This is a genomic window from Oceaniglobus indicus (genome assembly GCF_002751875.1).
GTDB lineage: Bacteria > Pseudomonadota > Alphaproteobacteria > Rhodobacterales > Rhodobacteraceae > Oceaniglobus > Oceaniglobus indicus.
Genome location: NZ_NMZM01000017.1, coordinates 1 through 20,094, shown reverse-complemented (window position 1 = coordinate 20,094; position 20,094 = coordinate 1). Strand labels below are relative to the sequence as shown.

9 protein-coding genes are annotated in these 20,094 nt (G+C 63.0%); 3 read left to right on the top strand and 6 right to left on the bottom strand.

Annotated elements, in window-relative coordinates:
• Positions 1-4 precede the first annotated feature (4 nt).
• From CFP68_RS17330 to CFP68_RS17310, 5 genes are all read right to left on the bottom strand, one after another.
• Positions 5-664, bottom strand: coding sequence for a HEPN domain-containing protein (locus CFP68_RS17330; protein WP_099828191.1), 660 nt, complete (start codon positions 662-664; stop codon positions 5-7).
• Positions 661-3,981, bottom strand: coding sequence for a TM0106 family RecB-like putative nuclease (locus tag CFP68_RS17325; RefSeq protein ID WP_193825243.1), 3,321 nt, complete (start codon positions 3,979-3,981; stop codon positions 661-663). Before CFP68_RS17325 ends, CFP68_RS17330 begins: the two co-directional genes overlap by 4 nt.
• Entirely contained in the window at positions 3,975-6,590 is a 2,616-nt protein-coding gene (locus CFP68_RS17320; protein ID WP_099828190.1) for an AAA family ATPase, read from the bottom strand. Before CFP68_RS17320 ends, CFP68_RS17325 begins: the two co-directional genes overlap by 7 nt.
• Positions 6,587-7,759 carry a metallophosphoesterase family protein gene (locus tag CFP68_RS17315; RefSeq protein WP_241524148.1) on the bottom strand — a complete coding sequence of 391 codons (1,173 nt, stop codon included), beginning with the start codon at positions 7,757-7,759 and terminating at the stop codon, positions 6,587-6,589. Before CFP68_RS17315 ends, CFP68_RS17320 begins: the two co-directional genes overlap by 4 nt.
• 241 nt (positions 7,760-8,000) lie before the next feature.
• Positions 8,001-8,999: a helix-turn-helix transcriptional regulator gene (locus tag CFP68_RS17310; RefSeq protein WP_099828189.1), complete on the bottom strand. Its 999-nt coding sequence runs from the start codon at positions 8,997-8,999 to the stop codon at positions 8,001-8,003.
• A 280-nt stretch (positions 9,000-9,279) separates the two neighbouring features.
• Between CFP68_RS17310 and CFP68_RS17305 the strand changes: the two genes are divergently transcribed.
• Together CFP68_RS17305 and CFP68_RS17300 are read left to right on the top strand one after the other, a co-directional pair.
• Positions 9,280-12,417 (top strand): DUF3427 domain-containing protein, encoded by a 3,138-nt coding sequence (locus tag CFP68_RS17305; protein ID WP_145953484.1) that lies wholly within the window; start codon positions 9,280-9,282, stop codon positions 12,415-12,417.
• A 282-nt stretch (positions 12,418-12,699) separates the two neighbouring features.
• Complete coding sequence (locus tag CFP68_RS17300) at positions 12,700-17,823, top strand: RecQ family ATP-dependent DNA helicase (RefSeq protein ID WP_099828187.1); 5,124 nt, start codon at positions 12,700-12,702, stop codon at positions 17,821-17,823.
• Positions 17,824-17,915: 92 nt separating this feature from the next.
• Here the strand turns inward: CFP68_RS17300 and CFP68_RS18155 are convergent, their stop codons facing one another.
• Positions 17,916-18,368 (bottom strand): hypothetical protein, encoded by a 453-nt coding sequence (locus CFP68_RS18155; RefSeq protein WP_158234197.1) that lies wholly within the window; start codon positions 18,366-18,368, stop codon positions 17,916-17,918.
• A gap of 918 nt (positions 18,369-19,286) precedes the next feature.
• Here CFP68_RS18155 and CFP68_RS17295 point away from each other — a divergent pair.
• Positions 19,287-19,676: a hypothetical protein gene (locus CFP68_RS17295; protein ID WP_099828186.1), complete on the top strand. Its 390-nt coding sequence runs from the start codon at positions 19,287-19,289 to the stop codon at positions 19,674-19,676.
• The last annotated feature ends 418 nt before the right edge of the window (positions 19,677-20,094 follow it).

Here is a 20,094-nt window from a genome sequence, read left to right as displayed (position 1 = left end):
ATTTTCAACTCTCCACTACAGGATACATCGGTGCGCCCCAATCGCCCTCTGACGCGTCCATCAACAGATCGGCCATTACCGGAACGACATTTCGCAGAATTGCCGCCCCATCGCGAAGCTGGTCGCGATTTGTGGCGGAATTCCAGGTTGCGCCGCCATGCATGAGCTGATTGCGTAGGACATAGAGACGGTCGAACAGCATCGACAGGATGGTGACCGTTTCACCCGCGCGCAGCGCCGCGTGAAATCGCCGTCGGGCGGCGTCGAAACGGCCCTCCCAGTCCTGCGCCCCGCTGTCGCCGTGATGGAATTTCCAGAACGGAGCAAAGACGTAGCGGTTTTCGAGGAACAGGCGAATCGCACCGGGAAAGCTCGACCAGACGATGCCATAGAGGCGATTGTCGGCGTCGAGTCTCTCGAGTCGCAGAAAGAAGGTCTCGAAATCGTCTCGTGTACCAAAGGTCGACCGCTCGCCGCCATAGGCCGCGTTGAAGGCAATCCAGAGATACAGGAAGGCGGCGCCAGGATCTTCCGTTTCCCGTTCGGCCCGCCCGATCCAACTGATGGCGCGATGGATGCGCAGGGCGAAATCCTGTGGCCATTTGTCACGCTGGGCGCGTTGCCGGACCTTGAGGGTGGTGAAATCGGGAATGTTGTTGCTCATGAGGCCTCCTCCGGGGGCCAGGTCGGCAGCGCGCAGAGCGCGTTGACAAGGCGCATCTGTTCGACCGTTGCACAAGGGGTCTCGCGCAGACGCCGGGAGGCGAAAACGAGACTCAGCGCCTTGCCACGGCTGATCGCCACGTTAAGCCGCTCGCGAGAGAGCAGGAAATCGAGCCCGCGCGAGGTCTCCTCGGCACTCGAAGCGGTCATCGAGATCAGCGCAACGGGGGCCTCCTGGCCCTGAAACTTGTCCACGGTGCCGACGCGGATGCCCGGCAGGGCGTCGGCCAGCGCATTGACCTGCACGTTGTAGGGGGCCACGACGATGATGTCGGATGCGTAGAGCGGGCGGGTGGCGCCCTCGCGATCGGTGAAGGTACCCGTCGTCAGGGTTTCGACAGCGCGGCGGATGGCGTCGATCTCTTCTGGGCACTCTTGGGCGCGGCCTTCATGCGTGACCGGGACCATCCAGGCGCCTGCTGCGGGCAGATCTTTGGCCACGACCGCTTGCCGCGCGGTGCTGTCATGCGCGGTCAGGCGGCCCTCGTAGAATTGCTTGGAAATATAGCTGCAAAGGTCCGGATGCATCCGGCGGGTGACGGGAAGGAACAGGCCGCGTTCGCCCGCCACCGTGGTCTCATTACCCAAGAGCCAGTCGAGACAGGAGAGGTTCGCAGGGTGCGGATGCGCGCCCTGGACCACCTGGGGCAGTTGGTTCGGATCACCCACCAGCACGACATTTCGCGCGGCGTTGGTCATGGCGACGAGGTTTGCCAGCGAGACCTGCCCCGCCTCGTCGATGAACAGGTAGTCGAAGGCCCCGGCCAAATCCGGGCGGGAGAAGAGCCAGGCGGTGCCGCCGACCACGTCCGCATTCGACAGGACAGGATCGTCGTTCTTGTGCGTGGACTGTATACGGTCATAGGGGGACGCCATGGGCTCTTCACCCCGGCTGCCCTTGCGCGCGATGGACACATCCTCCACCGTAAAGGGCAGATCACGATCCTCCAGCGCGTCGATGCAGCCCATCAGCACATTACGGATCGCCTCGTGCGAGTTGGACGACACCGCCACGCGCTTGCCTTTGCGGACCAGTGCCAGGATGGCGCGGGCGGTGACGTAGGTCTTGCCGGTGCCGGGCGGACCCTGAACCGGCAGGATGGTGTTGTCCATGGCGGCAGTCGCCGCTTGCAGGGCTGCCACGGGATCGGCGCCATCGGCGATTGGCAGGGGCGATGGGGCGATCATTCGAGGGGCGGCGCGGGACAGCAGGTCTTCGGCCGCGCGGTTGGTTCGTGGGCCGAGCTGGTCTTCGATCACCTCCATGATTGCCGCGGGGATCGGATCAGCGTTAATGGCGAAAGTCGGCAGAAGATCGAGCCGGACGGGCAGATTGTGATCGCCGCGCTGACCTGCGGTAATGCGCAGGGACAAGCTGCGCGCACGCCGGTTCATGTCAACGATGGTGACCGTCGCCATGCCATCCCCAAGCAGAATCTGTGCGGATTTGCCGGCCCGCAGCTTAGTCTCCTGTGCCGGATAGCGATATGGGCGGATCTGCGCGGTCTTGTCGGGCTCGGCGGGTCCGGTTGCAGTCAGCCCGCCAAGACAATCCATATCGTCGCAGAGCTCTTCCGAAGTCTTCGCCGCCGCATCGAAAACCGCCCAAGCAGCGGGTTTGGCCTCTCTGCGATGGAACTGCGCCAGATCGAAGAGCAGCGCCGCGCGGCCTTCGGGCAGGTTTGCGGCAGCAAGCCGCGCGCGCAGGGCCTCGGCCTCGGCATCCGCCTCCTCAAAGCGCTCTTCCTGCGGCGGGGCGGGTTGAGGCCAGGGGCCATCGGGCCGGACCGAGACAAGCCAGTCGCGCAGCTCTTCGGTCGAAACGCAGTCGAGCCGATTGTAATCCTCGACTTCTTGCAAGATGGCGGGGTCGTCGCTCTCGCGCCACGCCTCATAGGCCACGACGGAGCCGCCGGCGGTCTTTACCTCACCGGTGCGCTCGAAGCCGTAGAGATGCTCCATATCCTTGATTGAATAGGATTTCTCCGAGACCGCCACGCCGCCACGCACCACTGCATAAAGGTCGCAAAAGCGCCGCTCGCGCAGCCATTTGTCGAGCTGCGCCTCACCCAACCCGTGCCGGGTGCACAGGCGGCGCAACGCGGTAATCTCGTAGGCGGCATAGTGGTAAATATGCGCGTGCGGATGCGCCGTGAGGCGTGCATCGAAGAGATCGAACAGGCGGGCCAGCGCCTGCTTTTCAGCGTCAAGGTCATGCGCCCAGAACGCGGTGAAATCCGTGCCATCCCAGACGCCGTGCAGGTATTCAAGGCCCTCGGTGCCTGCTTCGGCATAGAACGGATCGCCCTCGATGTCGTAGAAGAGATCGCCCTTCGCCGGTTCGGGCAGCAAATCAAATCCCTTGCCGTCCACCGGCTCGCGCAGCGCGTGATGCGGGCCCTTGGCGGGCCGATCCGACTGAAGCCGGGCCTGAAGGCGCAGACGCTCGAAGGTTGGTTCGGCAAGACGCGGCACGCGATCTTCGTGCACGGCCAGGGCGGCCATCGTCTTGACACCGGCGGCCTCCAGCTTGGCGACTTGCGTCCGGCTGATCCCGGCGACCCGGAACAGGCTGTCCTCGCCCTCCCAGACCTGCGCGCAATGGGTCCGCCAACGGCACAGATCGCAGGCGGCGCAAGGCACGGGACGGGTGGGCCAGGGGGCTTTGATGAAGGCTTCCAGCCGCTTGCGGGCCTGCCGGGCGTAATCGGCATATTCGGGCAGCCGAAAGCTCGCCCTTGTGCCATCGCCCAGCAGGACATGCGCATGATCCGGGGCGCGGCCCTGAAGCGGCGTGAGCAGATCGGAATAGAGCACCAGTTGCAGAAGATGCGATGGCGATGGCTTGCGCTTGAGCTTGGTGTCGGCCACCTCGTAGGAAAACGGGCCGAGATCCGACGGCATATCCACGCGCTCGAGAAAATCGGACCAGCCGCCCCAGGCGCCGCCTTCCAGAGCGCCCTGAAAAACCGTTCCCGATCCCCGGCGAAGAGCCTCAACCGTCGCAGTCACGGCTTCGGCGAAAGGCTGCTCCGCCGATATCTCGACCACGTCGCCAGCAGGCCGCAACGTCTCCAGATGCGATGCCTCATGGGCGTCGCCGTGGCGTTGCAGCAGGGCGGAATCCTCGCTGTCCGCAGCCGGTTCAGCCCCGCGCCCATGCAGCCGCTCGTGGTCGAGAAAGCTGGCGTGAGTGCAGGACATGAAGCGCATCAGGTCCGATGCCGACAGACGGATGCGGTCGTTCTCTTTCAGCATGTCGCGGGCTGCGTCTTTTCGGGCGCCGCGAGACGCAAGGCGTTGCCGCCCAGATCGCGGAAGGCGCGCTGGCGGCAGGTCAGGACGATGATCTGCAGATCGCCGGCCTGCCGGTGCAGGGCGTCGAACATGCGTTCGATCCGGTCGTCGTCGGTAAAGACCAGCGCGTCATCCAGGATGACCGGCGCGCCCCGTCCCGAGGCCGCCAGCATCCGGGCAAAGGCCAGCCGGACCAGCAACGCCACCTGTTCCTGCGTGCCGCCCGACAGGACGTCGATCGGTTCGGTCACACCGTTCCGGGTGAGCGCATCGGGCAAAAGCGATTCCTCGCCCCATGTCAGCTCAGCCTCGGGCCAAAGCAGATGAAGCAGGGGTTTCAGTTCCTTCGCGATGGGTGTGAAATAACGCTCGCGCGCCTCGTTTCTCGCGGCCTCCAGCGCCTTTTCCAGCCGCGAGAGAACGGCGACCTCGTTCTCGACCCGGGCGAGATTTGCCTGCGCAGCCTCAAGTTCCTGCTCCGTCTCGGCCAAGCGTTCCTCGACCGCGTCACCGGAAGCCCGGCTGATACGCTCGTCCAGCCGGGCGAGCAGGGGCTTCAGGCGGGCAATTTCTTCGCCCGCGCGCTTGTCGACGGACTGAGCGCGGGCCAGCGCCGCCTTGGTCGCCGCGAGATCCGGCGCATCCTTCGCCTTGGCGGCATGCGCCGCTTGCGCCGCGCGGTACGCCTCGGCGGCCGACTCTGCCTCTGCAGCCAGGTCGGCCTCGGAGCGGTTGCCGATTTTCTCCAGAGCATCCTCCGCACGTTTCAGCCGCTCGCGCAGCGAGGTAAGCATTGTCTCGGTACGCATCGCCTCAGAGCGGGCATCCGCAAGCCGTTCGGATGCGGTGTCGCGCGCGATGCGTGCCGTGTCATGCGCCGCGCGCGCATCGGTCAGCGTGGCCTCTGCGGTGTCCGGATCGGGGGTGTCCGCAACGGCGTCCATCTGCGGGATCTTCGCCAGCGCCTCGCGCAACCGGTCGATCCCTTGCGGTGCGAGGCTGTCCAGCACAGCCTTGGCTTCGCCGTGGCGACGCTCGGCCTCGGCCCGTGCAGAGGCCGCGTTGCGGGCCATGTCGAGATCGTCGGCGCCTACGTCCTTCAGCGCCTCGCGGAGCTTTTGCGCGGCGGCCTCAACCGAGTTGCCGTCATGAGCGGCCTCACCGGGGCGCACCTCCAGCGTGCCCACGCCGTCGATGGTCAGATGCGTGGCACGGGGCAGGGGAAGGGAGTGTCCGTCGGGCAAAGGAATATCCCCTGCGCGGATCGTGCCGATCCGGCCTTCGGCATAATGTGCGATGACCTGCGTCGCGGTGGCGTCACGCGCGGCAATAGCCGTGGAATGCGTGGCAGCGAACGCCTCGATCCGGCGCAGAGCCTTGGCATCCGGGCCGGTGCGGGCGGCGGCGGCGGTCTCCATCGCGCTGCGCGTCTTTTCGGCCTTGGCAATGCGCTCTTCCAGCTCGCGGCGCCGGTCGGCCCCGTCCTTCGCGGCCTGTGCACGCAAGGCACGCGTTCTGGCAGCCTCGGCAGTTTTCAGCGCCTCCTGCGCCTCCTCGAATGCGTGCTCTGCCGTGTCGCGCTGCGCACGTTGCCTTTCCAGATCAGCCTGTTTATCCTTCGCTTCGGCAGCCGCTTTTTCGACCAGTTGTGCGGCTTCTTTCCGCTCGGCCAGCGATGTGCGGAACGTATCCAGACGGGACTCTGCGCCCTCGGCGGTCAATCGCGCCATGTCGAGCTTGCGCGCCTCGGCTTCGACCTCTTCGGCATGGCGTTCGGCGGCGGCATGGCTGGCGCGGGTGGCCTCGAGTCTGCTCCGCCGGTCCTCGACCGCCTCGGGCGCCTCCCATTCGCGCAGGTCGCGGCGCGCGCGGGTGCGCTCGGCCAGCGCCTCATGCAGTTCCTGCGCAGTGGCGGCGAGGGCGTCGCGGCGGCTGGTCAACGCATCGACCTGGTCCTGAGCGTCCTTCCACGGGCCGTTCGTCTTTGGCCGCCCGGTCGTGGTGGCATAGCTCGTCAGCTCCTCGCGGCACCGTGCAAGGGCCAGGTCCATCCGCCGCCCGCCGGTCATCGCCTCCACTTCCTCGCCGACCGAGGTCATCAGGTCGCGCCGGGCTTGCAATGCGGCGTCCTGCTCCTTCTTCGAGCCGCCGGTCAGTTGGGTCATGCCCTGGCGCACCCAGATCAGCCCCGACGGCCCGCCCGCATCGCCGCCCAGCAGATCCACAATCCAGGCCTCTGCCGCATCGGATTGCGCGATCAGGTTCCCGTTCCGGTGAACCGTGGCGGCGGGCTTTTGAAACCAACGTTTGGCGACGCTGAAAAGTCCGTCTTCGGTCTCGACCTCGACGGTCACCTCCGGGGCGCCGCCCGCATGGGGCCGCAGCGAGGCCACGTCCTTGTCACGCGACCCGTGCGGTTTGAAGAACAGCGCCTGCATCGCGTCGAAGAGCGTGGATTTGCCGTGCTCATTGGGCTCGCACAGGACGTTCAGCCCGTCGCCGATGTCGGCCACCCGGCTCGGTTCGGTAAAACGGCGCACATTGTTCAGGGTGATGCTGCGGATCTTCATCTTGCGGCCTCCCGGACATAGGCGTAGAGGCGGGCAAGCGCATCGGCTGCCACCTCCCTGTCTGCCTGCGAGAGGGTTTCGGACTCTGCGTCGTCCATCAGCCCGTCCGCGGCGAGCCGCAGCGCGCCGCCGCGGTCGATCTCGTCAAGGTCGGCGGTCTCATACTGGGTCCCGAGCGCGTCGGTCACCAGTTCGAAATGCGCGAATTCGGGCGCACACCGGTCGGCGGCGCGCTGCAAGTCCACATGATCGGGCAATCCTGCCCAGCCCGTGGCGCTCACCCGCAGAAGCACATCGCGTCGGCCTGCACCGGGCAAGATCGCGGTCAGCGCGGCGGCGGCATCCTGTCGGGGGTGTAGCGTCAGATCCACCTGCGCCCACAGAAAGCTGCCGGTCTCGACTTCCTCGACCAGCGGCACAGCACCCGGGCCGTCAATCGCAACGCTGAGACAGACGCCACGGCGGCCATGCTTGAACCTGTCCTGCTCGGGGCTGCCGCAATACTGGACCCGGTCGGATACGGCTATCCGTCCGTGCCAGTCGCCAAGCGCGAGGTAATCGAGCCGCGCGCTCCGGTCCCGGTCCGGCGCGATTGCAGTGCCGCTTTCGGTGAAATCGGTGACGCCGCCATGGGCCAGGCCGATACGCAGCTTTCCATCATCGCTGGCCATCGTCACCAGCGGTTCCGAAGGATCGCTGGCGCTCGCGCGGAAGGCGACGGGGCAGGGCAGAAGGGTTGCGGCGTCCCCCATATCCTGCGGCGCGGCGTCCGTGAGGGCGATCACGTTAGCGGGCGCATCGCGGTGGATCGCCTCCCAAAGCGGTTCGGCGTCGCGCAAATTGTCATGGTTGCCCGGCAGCAACCACCAGATCAGCTCCGGCGCCTCGCCCATCGCCGCCAGCGCCTGCCGGATCACGACCGGTGACGGGGTCGCCGTATCGAAGGTGTCGCCGGCCAGCAGAACATGCGCGGCACCCTGGTCCCGTGCCGCCTGCGCCAACCGTCCGATCGCGCCGTGCCGCGCTTCCATGAGGCGGCCACGGATGTTGCCGTCGACGGGTTGCGGGATGTTGGCGAATTTCCGGCCTATGTGAAGGTCGGAGGTGTGGATGAAACGGAATGTCACGGGCAACTCCTGAAACTGATTCTTGACGGCGCGTTTGCGCAATGGTTCAAGAATTGTGCATGGGGGCGACAAAAGCTGTCATGGGAAGATGTTTGTGGTCTTGGCGCAGTGCTCCGTCGCTGGAAAGATGCCGCGCCGGAAGACACGCGACAGATCGGGCGCCGCTCTTGAATGGGTCCATGTGTTGCCTGCCTTCCCACTCAGGTTGATCATTGGTTTGGCCCCCATCAACTGTCCAAAGCGGACTAAATTATGGAAGAAGAACGAAGAACATGTCCCGATGTCACGGCAATGCGGGAAAGTCATTGCGCCTGTGCCGGTCCACCATCTCCCGCAGGGTCCCCGGCGCGATGACCTCGACCTGATCGCCCCACTGATACAAATGCCATGCCATCTCCATGTGCCCGGACGCCGTGAAGCGCATGGTCAACGATCCATCCGGTTCCTCGATCATGTCCTGCGCGGGGTGAAAGATGAACTGCCGGGCGGTCGGTGCGGCGTCGGGCGTGAAACGCCACTCCACCGGTCCGTATTCCGCATCCGAATGAAAGGACCCGAAGGCACGGGCCGCGAAGGCGCCAAGGTCGAACGCGGGATCGCGAGAGAAACTCCGCGCGGTGATCGCCGCATTCTCGATCCGGTCAAGGCGGAAGCGTCGCATCCGGCCGTCGCCCGTCGAAGGGCGCGCGACCAGATAACGCCGGATGCCAAGCAGAAGACCATGCGGTTCGAGAAGTCGTTCCCTTGGCCTGGCGTCCTGGGCACCACGATAGGACACCTTCAATTCCCAGGGCGCGCGCAAAGCCTCGGTCAGAACGCCAAGCAACTTCATGTCCGAGACCACGCGCGGTCCGGGGCGGGAGGCGAAGCCCTGAGCCTCCAGCAGCGCCTCAGCGTCGCCTTCGGTGCGTCGTGCATGGCTGGACGGCATTGCGGCAAGCAGCCGGTCCCTGAGCGCACGCAACCGCTGCGCGTCATCGGGCGCGCCATCCCGATCCGCCCGTTTCGCCGCCATGTCGAGCGCCGCAAGCTCGCTGTCGCGGATGCCCTGCGCCTGAAGCCAGCGCGGGTCGCTTCGGGGCATGTGCCAGCGCCTGCGCCTGTCTGCATCCTCGCCGATATCGACCTGCGGAAAGACCGCTTCGAACGCACGCATCATCCGCTGCGCGGTGCGGTGATCGCAGCCAAACTCGCGCGCGATATCCTGCAAGGAAATACCTTCGAAACTGGCCATTGCCATATCTGCGACGCGCAGGAGGTCGGAGGCTTTGGAGTAGGACATTCATGTACCTTGGCTGATCGCGAATTAAGATATTTCGGGTGGTGACAGTTTTTGCCATGCTGGTGCGGCTGGCTGGAGTTGTCAACGCATCGTAAACGGACAGGGCGTTTTCAAAGGCGTCAGCGCACCGATGATAGCTGATCAACAGAAGGTGCGATGGAAAAACGCGCTCCGCCATTAACCCAAACGTCGAAAAAGAAAGAGCAAAAGAACAACCATCAGCCTGGACGCCACTCGCAAACTGATTCAGATTGCCGGGAAATGTGGAAGGGCGAGATGGTTGACAAATAGCGAGTGTGGCCAATGTGAGATTTGCGCGAGCGGGCAAACGCAGATCCTGGAGGCTGATGCGGCCACATTGGTGCTGTCCTCACCAATCGGTGCGATCATTGCGCCGCGGCGGCACGTCGCGCGGTGGCAGAACCTGGACAAGCCCGAGCAACGCGCACTGATTGACCGGATTCCGGCCGTGCAGGAGGTATTCGAACGCGATGGTGGTATTGCCGAAGTTTCCTTCGTGGAAACCGGCCCGCATGTGCACCTGCGCATCGCGCGGCCACTTGGGGGCGACGGGCTGCTGCCGGGTCTGCCACACGACCACGCACTGATCTCTGGCGGTGAGGACGCGCTGCATGCCCATCTGCTCCCTTGGATCGACCGCGCGACGAGGATCGACTTGGCCGTTTCGTTCCTGATGGCCTCTGGTGTGCGACTGGTGATACCGCACCTGCGTGACTTGTTGGAGCGCGGCGGACGCCTGCGCCTGCTGACCGGTGACTACATGGATGTGACCGAGCCGGCAGCGCTACGATTGGTTGCCGATCTGATTGGCGACCGGCAGTTGCGCGTGTTTCGGGCGGCGCAGATCCCGTTCCATCCTAAGGCCTGGATCTTCGGCTTCGACGAGGGGACGGGTGCCATGATCGTTGGTTCATCCAACCTGTCGCGCTCTGCGCTGACCACGGGTGTGGAATGGAACATGCGCCATTTTGATCGAGCCGATGCCATCCCTTTGAACGCGGCACGCCAGGCATTCGATGCATTGCTGGAGCGGCCCGAGACAACCGACTTGACCGACGCCTGGATCGACGCCTACGAGGCACGCCGCCCGGAAACCCTCCCATCGGTTGCGGGGATCGCCCCCGAGCCAACACCGGATCAGCCGCGCCCTCACGAAGTTCAAGCTGAGGCGCTGAGGGCGCTGGAGGCCACTCGGGTCAAGGGATACGGGGCTGGCTTGGTCGTTCTGGCGACAGGGCTTGGCAAGACATTTCTTGCAGCCTTCGACAGTATCGCTGCACCGCGCGTCCTCTTCGTTGCGCATCGGGAAGAGATCCTGACCCAGGCGATCGACGCGTTTCGCGCAGTTCGGCCAAAGGCTCATATCGGACGCTACGCGGGGGGCGAAAAAGACAAAGATGCCGATATTCTTTTCGCCTCGGTCCAGACGCTGGCCCGAGCGGCGCATCTGGGTCAGTTTGCGCCGGATCGGTTCGACTACATCGTCGTCGACGAATTTCACCATGCGGCGGCCGCGACCTACCGGAGGATCATCGATCATTTTACACCCGGCTTTCTGTTGGGCCTGACCGCGACCCCGGACAGAAGCGATGGCGGCGATCTTCTGGGGTTATGCGAGGAAAACCTCGTCTACGAATGCGATCTTTGGGCGGGGATCGACCGAAAGCTGCTGTCGCCGTTTCACTATTACGGCGTGCCTGATCCGGTGGAATATGCGCAGATCCCATGGCGCAGCGGGCGTTTCGATGAGGCGGCGCTGACCGAGGCCGTCGCCACACAGGCGCGCGCCGAGAATGCGCTGGAACAGCTAAAAAAACGCGGTGGGCGCAAGGCAATCGGGTTTTGCGTCTCAAAGCGGCACGCTGATTTCATGGCGGATTTCGCCCGGTCGCGAGGTCTGCGCGCGGTGGCCGTACACTCGGGGGAGACCTCGGCGCCCCGGACATCAGCGCTGACGGCGCTCGAACAGGGCGCCCTCGACATCGTCTTTGCAGTCGACATGTTTAACGAAGGGGTCGACGTGCCAAGCATCGACACCGTGCTTATGCTGCGCCCCACCGAGAGCCCGGTCATCTGGTTGCAGCAGCTCGGCCGCGGTTTGCGCCGCTCAGCCGAAAAAACGCATCTGGCTGTGATCGATTACATTGGCAACCACCGGATCTTCCTGACCAAGGCCCGAACTCTGCTACGTGTCGGTGCAGGTGAAGGGGCATTGCGAATGGCGCTCGATGCATACGACGCCAACGAGCTGGCGTTTCCAGACGGCTGCGAAGTGACCTACGAGCTCGAGGCCCTCGATATCCTCAAGTCCCTGATCCGTCAGCCGCGCGACGGCGGGGAACTTGTCGCCTTCTATCGGGATTTCCGCGAGCGGCATGGCACGCGCCCGACAGCGTCCGAGGTTCAGCATGCCGGGTTCAATCCCGGGCGGACCGGACATGCGGGGTGGTTTGGACTCGTGAACGACATGGGCGATTTCGACGAGGATACACGTGCCACATGGACTGCGAACAAGGCGTTTTTCGACGAGGTGGAAACGACCAGTCTGACGCGTAGCTACAAGATGCTGATGCTACGCGCGATGATCGAAAGTGGTGCCATGCCCGGACGCATGGCAATTACCGATCTCGCCGCGCGGGTGGCGCGTTTCGCGCAACGAAACCCCGAGATCCGGTCCGACCTGAGCGTCGACCCGAATGACGTAAATGCCATCGCTGCCCTGTTGAAGAAATACCCCTTGAAAGTTTGGGCCGACACGCCCTGGTTCAGGTCGGGGCCGGGTGTGTTCGAGACCGCTTTGCAGGGGGGCGGCGCGTTGAGCCTCCTGGCGAGCGAACTCGTCGAGTGGCGCATCCTGCGGTATCTGCAAGGACGCGCAATCACCTACGAACAGCCCGAGCCCGCACCGGCCCTGCAAGCTGCTGAAGAGACGCGTCCCTTCCGTCATAGCCCGGAGTTGTGGAAGGAGTATCTTCGCGACCAGATTGCCCCGCTTTTCGGTGCGGAATTCAACACCGGATCGTGGAACGCGGGTATCGTGACGATCAAGCCGGTAAAGGCGATGGTGCTGCTCGTGACGATGGACAAGGGGAGCATGTCTGTCGGCGGCCATTACGCTGACCAGTTCGCCAGCCCGACGCGCTTCGTCTGGCAGTCGCAGACAAGCACAAAGAAGACCAGCGAGCGGGGGCGGATCATCTCGGGCGATGAGCCGGGCTGGACCGTGCATCTGTTCCTGAGAGGATCCAGATTGCGCGATAGCCGTGCTGCGCCATTTCGTTACGCCGGTCCCGTTGGGTTCGCCGGCTGGGAAGGCGAAGCGCCGATTACTGTTCAATGGGACCTTGCCGAGCCGCTGCCAACGCATCTCCAGGATCTGTTCGGGTTGAAACTCTGACGTCCAGAGATCGGCTTGTCCGTTTCGCAGGTAAAGATCCAGCAAAAGTGCGCAAACACTGATCGCCCACGATTTGAGTTCAATTCTGACATTTTTATGTGGCATGCATGGGCTGAATAATGGGGCAGATCGCCTCGGACTCGTTGTTTGATTTGCGCAATGGGATGCGGCGACAGTGCTTTTGCGGGATGGCAATTCCTTCCACAACCTGCGCTATTTGATATTGTTTCTGGAAATGGTCTTAATCGCTTTGTCATGTTTCAATCTCACGCCCCCGAAAATATGATCGACGAGCGTTCGCGGTTCCTTGGACGTTGCTTGTCTATCGACCTCGAGGTGGACCCGAAACGGGCGGCACTATTTGCCTTCGTAGCCGTACAGAATGGCGACGGTCCTGCGGTGGCTACGGGTCAGGGCGGCGTGGCGCGAGGACTGGATCGGCTTGAGCAGGTGTTGGCGGATTTCGCGCATCCGCTTGGCCACAACATCCTGCGCCACGATCTGGAACATCTCTTTGCGCAGCGGCCAGGACTGATAGCCCGGATGGATGCGCCGATCGACACGCTCTGGCTCAACCCGCTCGCCTTTCCGCGCAATCCCTATCATCATCTGGTCAAACACTACCATGATGGCCGCCTGCAAGCCGGGCATGTGAACGACCCGGAACTGGACGCGCGGCTGGTACTCAAAGTGCTGCGCAACCAGCTCGAAGCCTTCGACCAATTGAACGCCAAGACGCCGGATGCCCTAACGGCTTATCATTACCTCTGCACCCGCATGGATCGCTCGGGTGGGTTTGATGCCCTGTTCCGCCATGTCCGGAGGGCCGAGGTGCCAGAGCGGCAACAGGCGTTCGATGCCGTCCGGCGGTTGCTTGACGGGCGGGCATGTGACCAGTGCGTCGGCGAGATGCCTGGCCGGCTGGGCGACCCTCGCGAGGGCTGGCCGATGGCCTTTGCGCTGTCGTGGATCTTGGTCGCGGGCGGAGATTCCGTGATGCCACCCTGGGTGCGGGCCGCTTTTCCACAGGCGGCACAGATCGTCCGGGACTTGCGCGACACATCCTGCCGGGATCCTGCCTGTGCCTGGTGCGCGGAGATGAACGATCCGATCCGCGCCCTGCAAAAGTGGTTCGGGTTCGAATCCTTCCGCCCCGAGCCCGTTGACGACGAGGGGCGACCACTTCAGGAGCGTATAGTCGATGATGCGATGCGGGGCGAAAGCGTGCTGGGCATCCTGCCCACCGGCACCGGCAAGTCCGTCTGCTACCAGATTCCGGCCCTGACCAAGTTCGACAAGACCGGGAGCCTGAGCGTCGTGATCTCCCCGCTCGTTGCGCTTATGGCGGATCAGGTGCAGGGGATGGAGCGCACGGGCATCTCTTCGGCGGTGACGATCAACGGTATGTTGTCGATGCCCGAGCGGCAGGATGCGCTCGATAAGGTGCGGATGGGCGATGCGGCGATCCTGCTGATCTCGCCCGAACAGCTACGCAGCACCTCGATCCGGTCGGTGCTGGCGCAGCGCGAGGTCGGCCTGTGGGTGCTGGATGAGGCGCACTGCGTGTCGAAATGGGGCCATGATTTCCGGCCCGACTACCGCTATGTCGCCCGTTTTATCCGCGAATTTTCGGGCGATCAGCCCCCGGCACCGATGATCTGCCTGACCGCGACGGCCAAGCCCGAGGTGGTGCGCGACATCAGCGATCATTTCAACAGCCGCCTCGGTATCCAGCTGGCGCTGCTTGACGGGGGCGCTTCGCGCACGAACCTGTCCTTCGAGGTCTTGCCGACGGGGCGCGAAGGCAAGCTTTCGGACATTCTGGAGGTCATCACGGGCAAATTGCCGCCCGAGGGCGCATCGGGTGCGGTCGTCTATTGCGCGACACGCAAGGAAACCGAGCGTGTTGCGGAGTTTCTCAAGCAACAGGGGCTTTTGGCTGACCACTACCATGCCGGCCTGACGCCGGAGGAAAAGCATGACGTCCAGGAACGGTTCCGGGTGGGCGGTCTGCGGGTCATCGCGGCCACCAATGCCTTCGGTATGGGAATCGACAAGCCCGATATCCGGCTGGTCGTACATGGCGATATTCCGGGCTCGCTGGAAAATTACCTGCAAGAGGCCGGGCGGGCCGGGCGAGACAGAGCGCCGGCCAACTGCGTTCTGCTCTTCGCCGCGGACGATGTTGAACGCCAATTCTCGCTCTCGGCCCGGTCGCGGTTGGCGAAACACGAGATCGGTGCGATTCTCAAGGCATTGCGACGGATGGATGAGCGCACCCGTGGCAGTGGCAAGGTGGTGGCCACCCCGGGCGAGATCGTGCGTGAAGAAACCGATCGGGACTTCATCCGCGACGATGCGACTGATGATACGCGGGTCAAGACGGCAGTGTCCTGGCTGGAAGAGGCAACTTTGGTCTCGCGCGAGGAAAACCGCGTTCAGGTCTTCCCATCCTCGCTTTTGGTGCGAACCGTTGAGGAGGCGAACACGGCCTTGAAGAAGGCCGAACTTACCGGGGCGCGGCGCAAACAACTTCTCGCCATCGTGCAGCACCTTATGGTTTCGCCGGTCGATCAGGGTGTTTCGACCGACGAGCTTGCGGGTGTCAGCGGCCTGTTCCACGGCGCCCTGACCAAGGCGATGGCAGATCTCGAAACTCTCGGGATCGCGCGCAACGACATGGCGATCACGGTGTTTGTCCATATCGGCGTCGAAGGCCATTCGCGCAAACGATTGGAGCGAGCAGCCGCGCTCGAGCAGGCATTGATCGCCAAGATGCGCGAACTGGCCCCTGACACGGCTATCGAAGAAACAATGCCTCTGCATCTGTCCGAGACATGTCAGGTGTTGCGCGATGGCGGCCATGCGGATGCGCGGCCCGACATCGTGGAAAAGCTGCTGCGCGGCATGGCGCGCGACGGGCGCGATCGGGATGGCGGCCGTGGCAACCTGCGCCTGCGCAAGGCGTCCCGAAATACCTTGGCGGTGACGTTGCAGAGATCCTGGGGGATTGTCGATCAGACGGCGGCGTTGCGCTGGCAAGCGGCCGAACGGCTGGTGAATTTCCTCACCGGCAAAGTGGCGCAAGGCACACGGGGCAAGGACATACAGGTCGAAACCACGGTCGGGGACTTGCTGGCAACGCTGACAGGCGACGCCCTGCTTCAGACCGCCGGTGTTCGGGACATGACCAAACTCATGGAGCGGTCGCTGCTGTGGTTGCACGAGCAGGGCGTCGTTACCCTGGGCAAGGGGCTGACGGTGTTTCGCCCGGCAATGACGGTGCTTGTGAAGCCTACAAAAGCGGGGTTCACGCGGGAGGATTTTCAGCCGCTTGAGGAGCATTATCGCGAACAGACCCTGCAAACACATGTGATGGCCGCCTATGCGGAAAAGGGGTTGGAGGCGATAGACGAAGCGATCCGGTTTTCGGAAGATTACTTTGTGCTGGACCAGGACAGTTTTCTGCGCCGATGGATGCCCGGGCGCGGGACAGAACTTCGGCGCCAGACGACGGGTCGCTCATGGAAGCGAATCGTCGATGGGCTGGGCAACCCCGTCCAACAGGACATCGTGGCCGACGACCGCGAACAGACCAACGTTCTGGTACTGGCGGGGCCGGGCTCGGGCAAGACCCGGGTTCTCGTCCACCGAATCGCCTATCTGCTGCGGATCAAGCGGGAGGATCCTCGCGGGATTTTGGTGCTCAGCTACAACCGCCACGCTGCCGCCGAGATACGGGCGCGCCTGCGCCATCTGGTCGGCGAGGATGCGGGCCGGGTCACGGTCTCGACCTGCCATGCGCTCGCGATGCGGCTTGTTGGGGCCAGTTTTGCGGGTGACAGATCACAGCAACGCGACTTTGACGGCATCGTCACGGAGGCGGTGCGCCAGCTCAATGGCGAAGGGCTGAGCCGGTCCGAGGCCGAAGCGCAGCGCGAGGCTTTGATCCAGGGCTATCGCTGGATCCTTGTGGATGAATATCAGGACATCGGCCCCGAGGAATATGCGCTGATCGCCGCCATTGCCGGTCGGTCGCTGGAGGATCCGGACCTACGACTGAGCCTGTTTGCCGTGGGCGACGATGACCAGAACATCTATGCTTTTGCCGGTGCGTCGGTGCGCTATATTCGGCAGTTTGAGGAGGATTACCGGGCAAAGCCGAAATTCCTGACCGAAAACTATCGCTCCACCCGGCACATCATCGAGACGGCCAATGACGTCATCGCACCGGCAAAGGGGCGCATGAAAGAGGGCCGCGATATTTCAATTGATGCCCTGCGCACCTTGGAGCCCGCTGGCGGCTACATGGCGGGCCATGACCCGGTCGCGCAGGGACGCGTGCAACTGCTGACATGCCCGCAGGGCGATATGGAGCAGGCTGTTGCTGCGGTGGACGAACTCGTTCGGCTCTCCCGGCTCGATCCCGATTGGAACTGGGCGCGCACGGCGATCATCGCGCGGGAATGGCGTCGGCTCGGACCTGCACGGGCCTATGCCGAGCGCCTGAAAATTCCGGTGGAACTGGCCAATGAGGCGCTGCCCAGTGTCTGGCGTCTGCGCGAAATGCAGACCCTGGTTGAAGGTCTGCGCCGCGATCCCGGTGCGATGCTGGGAATACAGGATATTCTCGGCGTGCTGAACGAACAGCCGACCAATCGCTGGATCGAACTGATTGCCGAAGGTGTCGCGGATCTGGCGCGCGAGCTGGGCAAGAAAAGAATGCCGGTGCCCGATACGGTCGAATGGTTCGCTGACTGGGCGCGCGATACCCGAGGGTTGCAGCGCGGCCTGCTTTTGTTGACCGGTCACCGCGCCAAGGGGCTCGAATTCGACCATGTCGTGATACTGGATGGCGGCTGGCACGCGACGTCACGCGGCGAGGATACGGACGCACCTCGCAGGTTGTTCTACGTCAGTATGACCCGAGCGCGCCGCAGCCTTGCCGTGATGACAACCGGTGCGCATGCCTTCCTGCGGCCCGGATCGGAGCACGTGTTGGAGCGCAGGGTGGAGGCCTTGGGCCGGGCAGCGGCGCCACCCGCGGATCGATATCAGATGCCCGATCTGGAAGCCGTCGACCTTTCCTTTGCGGGTCGGCTGGGGGACAGCCACGAGGCGCATGCGGCGACCGCCGAAGCGCAGGTCGGCGCGCCTGTCGTGATTGAGGTCCGGGACGGGAAGTGGATGATCCTGGACCACGCAGGCCGTCTTCTGGGCCGCATGTCAAAAGGCTGGAGGCCACCCGAGGGTGCTGTGTTGGTCTCAGCCAGCGTGGGTGCCGTGGTTCGTTGGCGAAAATCCGACAATGATGAAAACTTCCAGCATCTTATACGCCGGGAAAAATGGGAAACAGTGCTGCCAGAGTTAGTCTTCAGGTCCTGTGAACAGGGCAATTGGCAGTGACCCCGTCGCAGTGTTCCGATTCCTCACTGGCCTGCCTCACCGTCTCATCCGTATCGGCCTCTCGATGCTCGACCTTTGCCGGTTTGGCACCTCTAAAATAACCCTCTCAAGCTCACGCGCCTGCTGCTCAGGGTCTTGACCAACATCAAATCGCGGTGGAGTCGGTTCAACGACCTTCCAACTTCCAAGCCTTTGTCGAGATGGATGCGAGCCGTGCGGCCATCTTGCCATTCGAGATAGATACGTCGCGGATGCGAACAGTAGATGGTGCCGAATATAGGGCTGTTGCCGTGCCCCGGCTTGCACATGCCGTTATCCCCAACGAGGCGCAGTTGCTCGCGGCCAGAGACGAGGGCCATCTCAATGAGATCATGACCACCGATCGCCATCTTCCTGTACGTCGCTGCGACGCGTGCCAGGAACTTCCTATGGATGTCGAGTGTCGCGCCCGTGTCGGAATTCCTTTCTGATCTGGCGGAGATGGAAGCTGAATTGTGCGCCGATCTTGGCGCTGGATAGTGAATTGAGGCGTGGATCTGCTCCACGATGACGTAATTTTCCCGTTACCGTCCCCGGACAGCCACGTCACGAATACTTCACTACTGCGCGCCGCAGCAAAGCACCCGTTTCGCAGCCATCCGAAGACGGCATTGGTCTCGCTGCCGAGCCCGGGCTTCGACAGCAGCCCTGCGCCGAAAAACCGGCGCGAGGCGTTGGCAAGGGGCCGCACGTGTTCGACCCGTGTCGCGTCGCTTCGCAGCCCTCCGCCCATGCAATTCCCCTGCTGCGCGCCGCAGTGGATCTGCATGGACAGGTTCCTGTTCAGCGACAAGTGCACCTGACACAATGAGTATATGGATCGATGTTCACGAAGCAAAAACGACTGTCGGTGATTTCCTGAAGTTTATTTTGACGGCACCAAACCCTGCCGCCTTTTTCAATTTATTGGCCAACTCGCCAAGCATTTAATCCCATCCTACGCCGCCGGGCGGCTCTTTCATGGGGATTCTATTGATTCTATTATTCAGGGGCGAATCGTCGATTAAAAACAGAACCTTATCGACCATATTGACGCAATTTCCCCCCAATATGACGCAATAACTCCGCCAATTGACGCAATTTCCCCCCTTATGACGCAAAAACTCCCCGAGATGACGAGATTATTCCCCACTCGGTGTGTTTGTCATGATGGATCGGACAAGGTTTCAGTTTCCAAGTCTCGTTCCAAGATATTTGCAGAAAATGCTTCGTCGTTTTGGCAAGTGGCCAATGTCATCAGTGAAGTTCGAGAACATCGCGAGCAACAGCTGAAGAAAGGAACCAAATTGCACTCGCCACCTGCTGTTCTGCGCGCCCTCATCGTGCGGCGCGCAGAACAGCGGTCGGCAATAACATGAACCTCCGCCCACTTCTTGACCCGGGACGAACCCCGGAAATTTCAATCGAAACAACAAGGAGGCCCCATGTTTCACGCATCCATACACCCCGCAGACATCACCAACCCCGCGTCCGGCGACGTCGCCTTTCGCCGGTTTCTATTGAGCCACAGTGAACCGCTTGGCCACGCGGCGGTCCTGCTCGGCGGTCGTCGCGGCGCCCGGCTGATCAACGCCATCCGCGAGGGCCTCGGCCAGACGGGGTCGCTGACGCGCCGCTTGCGGGGCCTGCTTCTCGAACTGCGCGATCTTCTGTTTCTGGAGCACGCTCACAGCGACGACTGGGATGATTACGGCTGCCTTCCAGTCTTGGAGCCTGATGATCCGATGATCCCTGAGCTTTGTTTGCTGGCCGATGGCCTCGAAGAGGCATTGCGACTGGCTGGGGTGATCTCGACGAATTCCTGGGTGGCCTGATAGAGCAGCCTGCATCGTCGCGCCGAATGCGGCGGTGCAGGGATCCAGAAAGAAGCTTGAATACGCAACTTTTTCCTTCGTACTCGAGAAGAACGGCCAATGTTCTCGTTACCAACACCCGAAGCCGCAAATACTTCGAAACCAGAGAGGATCCACCGAAAGACAGACATCTCCCTACGCTGCGGATCATGACGCCGATGAATCAGGCACGACCAGAAACGCTCACGCATGCAACAGGGAGACCAACATGCAAAACACCCCCACTACCATCGAAATCGACCTCGATCAGGCGCGTTACGACGCGGTTGCCGAGACTCAGGACCACCTTCGACGGCACGGAGTGAGCTACTCCCCGATCATTGGACAGGATCTGGCATAAATTAAGCTACTCGTTGCACCTGGTGATCGGGTTGGGTTC

Excerpts from the sequence above, each read along its gene's own strand:
- CFP68_RS17330 (WP_099828191.1), bottom strand. The coding sequence starts at position 664 with ATGAGCAACAACATTCCCGATTTCACCACCCTCAAGGTCCGGCAACGC.
- CFP68_RS17325 (WP_193825243.1), bottom strand. The coding sequence starts at position 3,981 with ATGCTGAAAGAGAACGACCGCATCCGTCTGTCGGCATCGGACCTGATG.
- CFP68_RS17320 (WP_099828190.1), bottom strand. The coding sequence starts at position 6,590 with ATGAAGATCCGCAGCATCACCCTGAACAATGTGCGCCGTTTTACCGAA.
- CFP68_RS17310 (WP_099828189.1), bottom strand. The coding sequence starts at position 8,999 with ATGTCCTACTCCAAAGCCTCCGACCTCCTGCGCGTCGCAGATATGGCA.
- CFP68_RS17300 (WP_099828187.1), top strand. The coding sequence starts at position 12,700 with ATGATCGACGAGCGTTCGCGGTTCCTTGGACGTTGCTTGTCTATCGAC.
- CFP68_RS17295 (WP_099828186.1), top strand. The coding sequence starts at position 19,287 with ATGTTTCACGCATCCATACACCCCGCAGACATCACCAACCCCGCGTCC.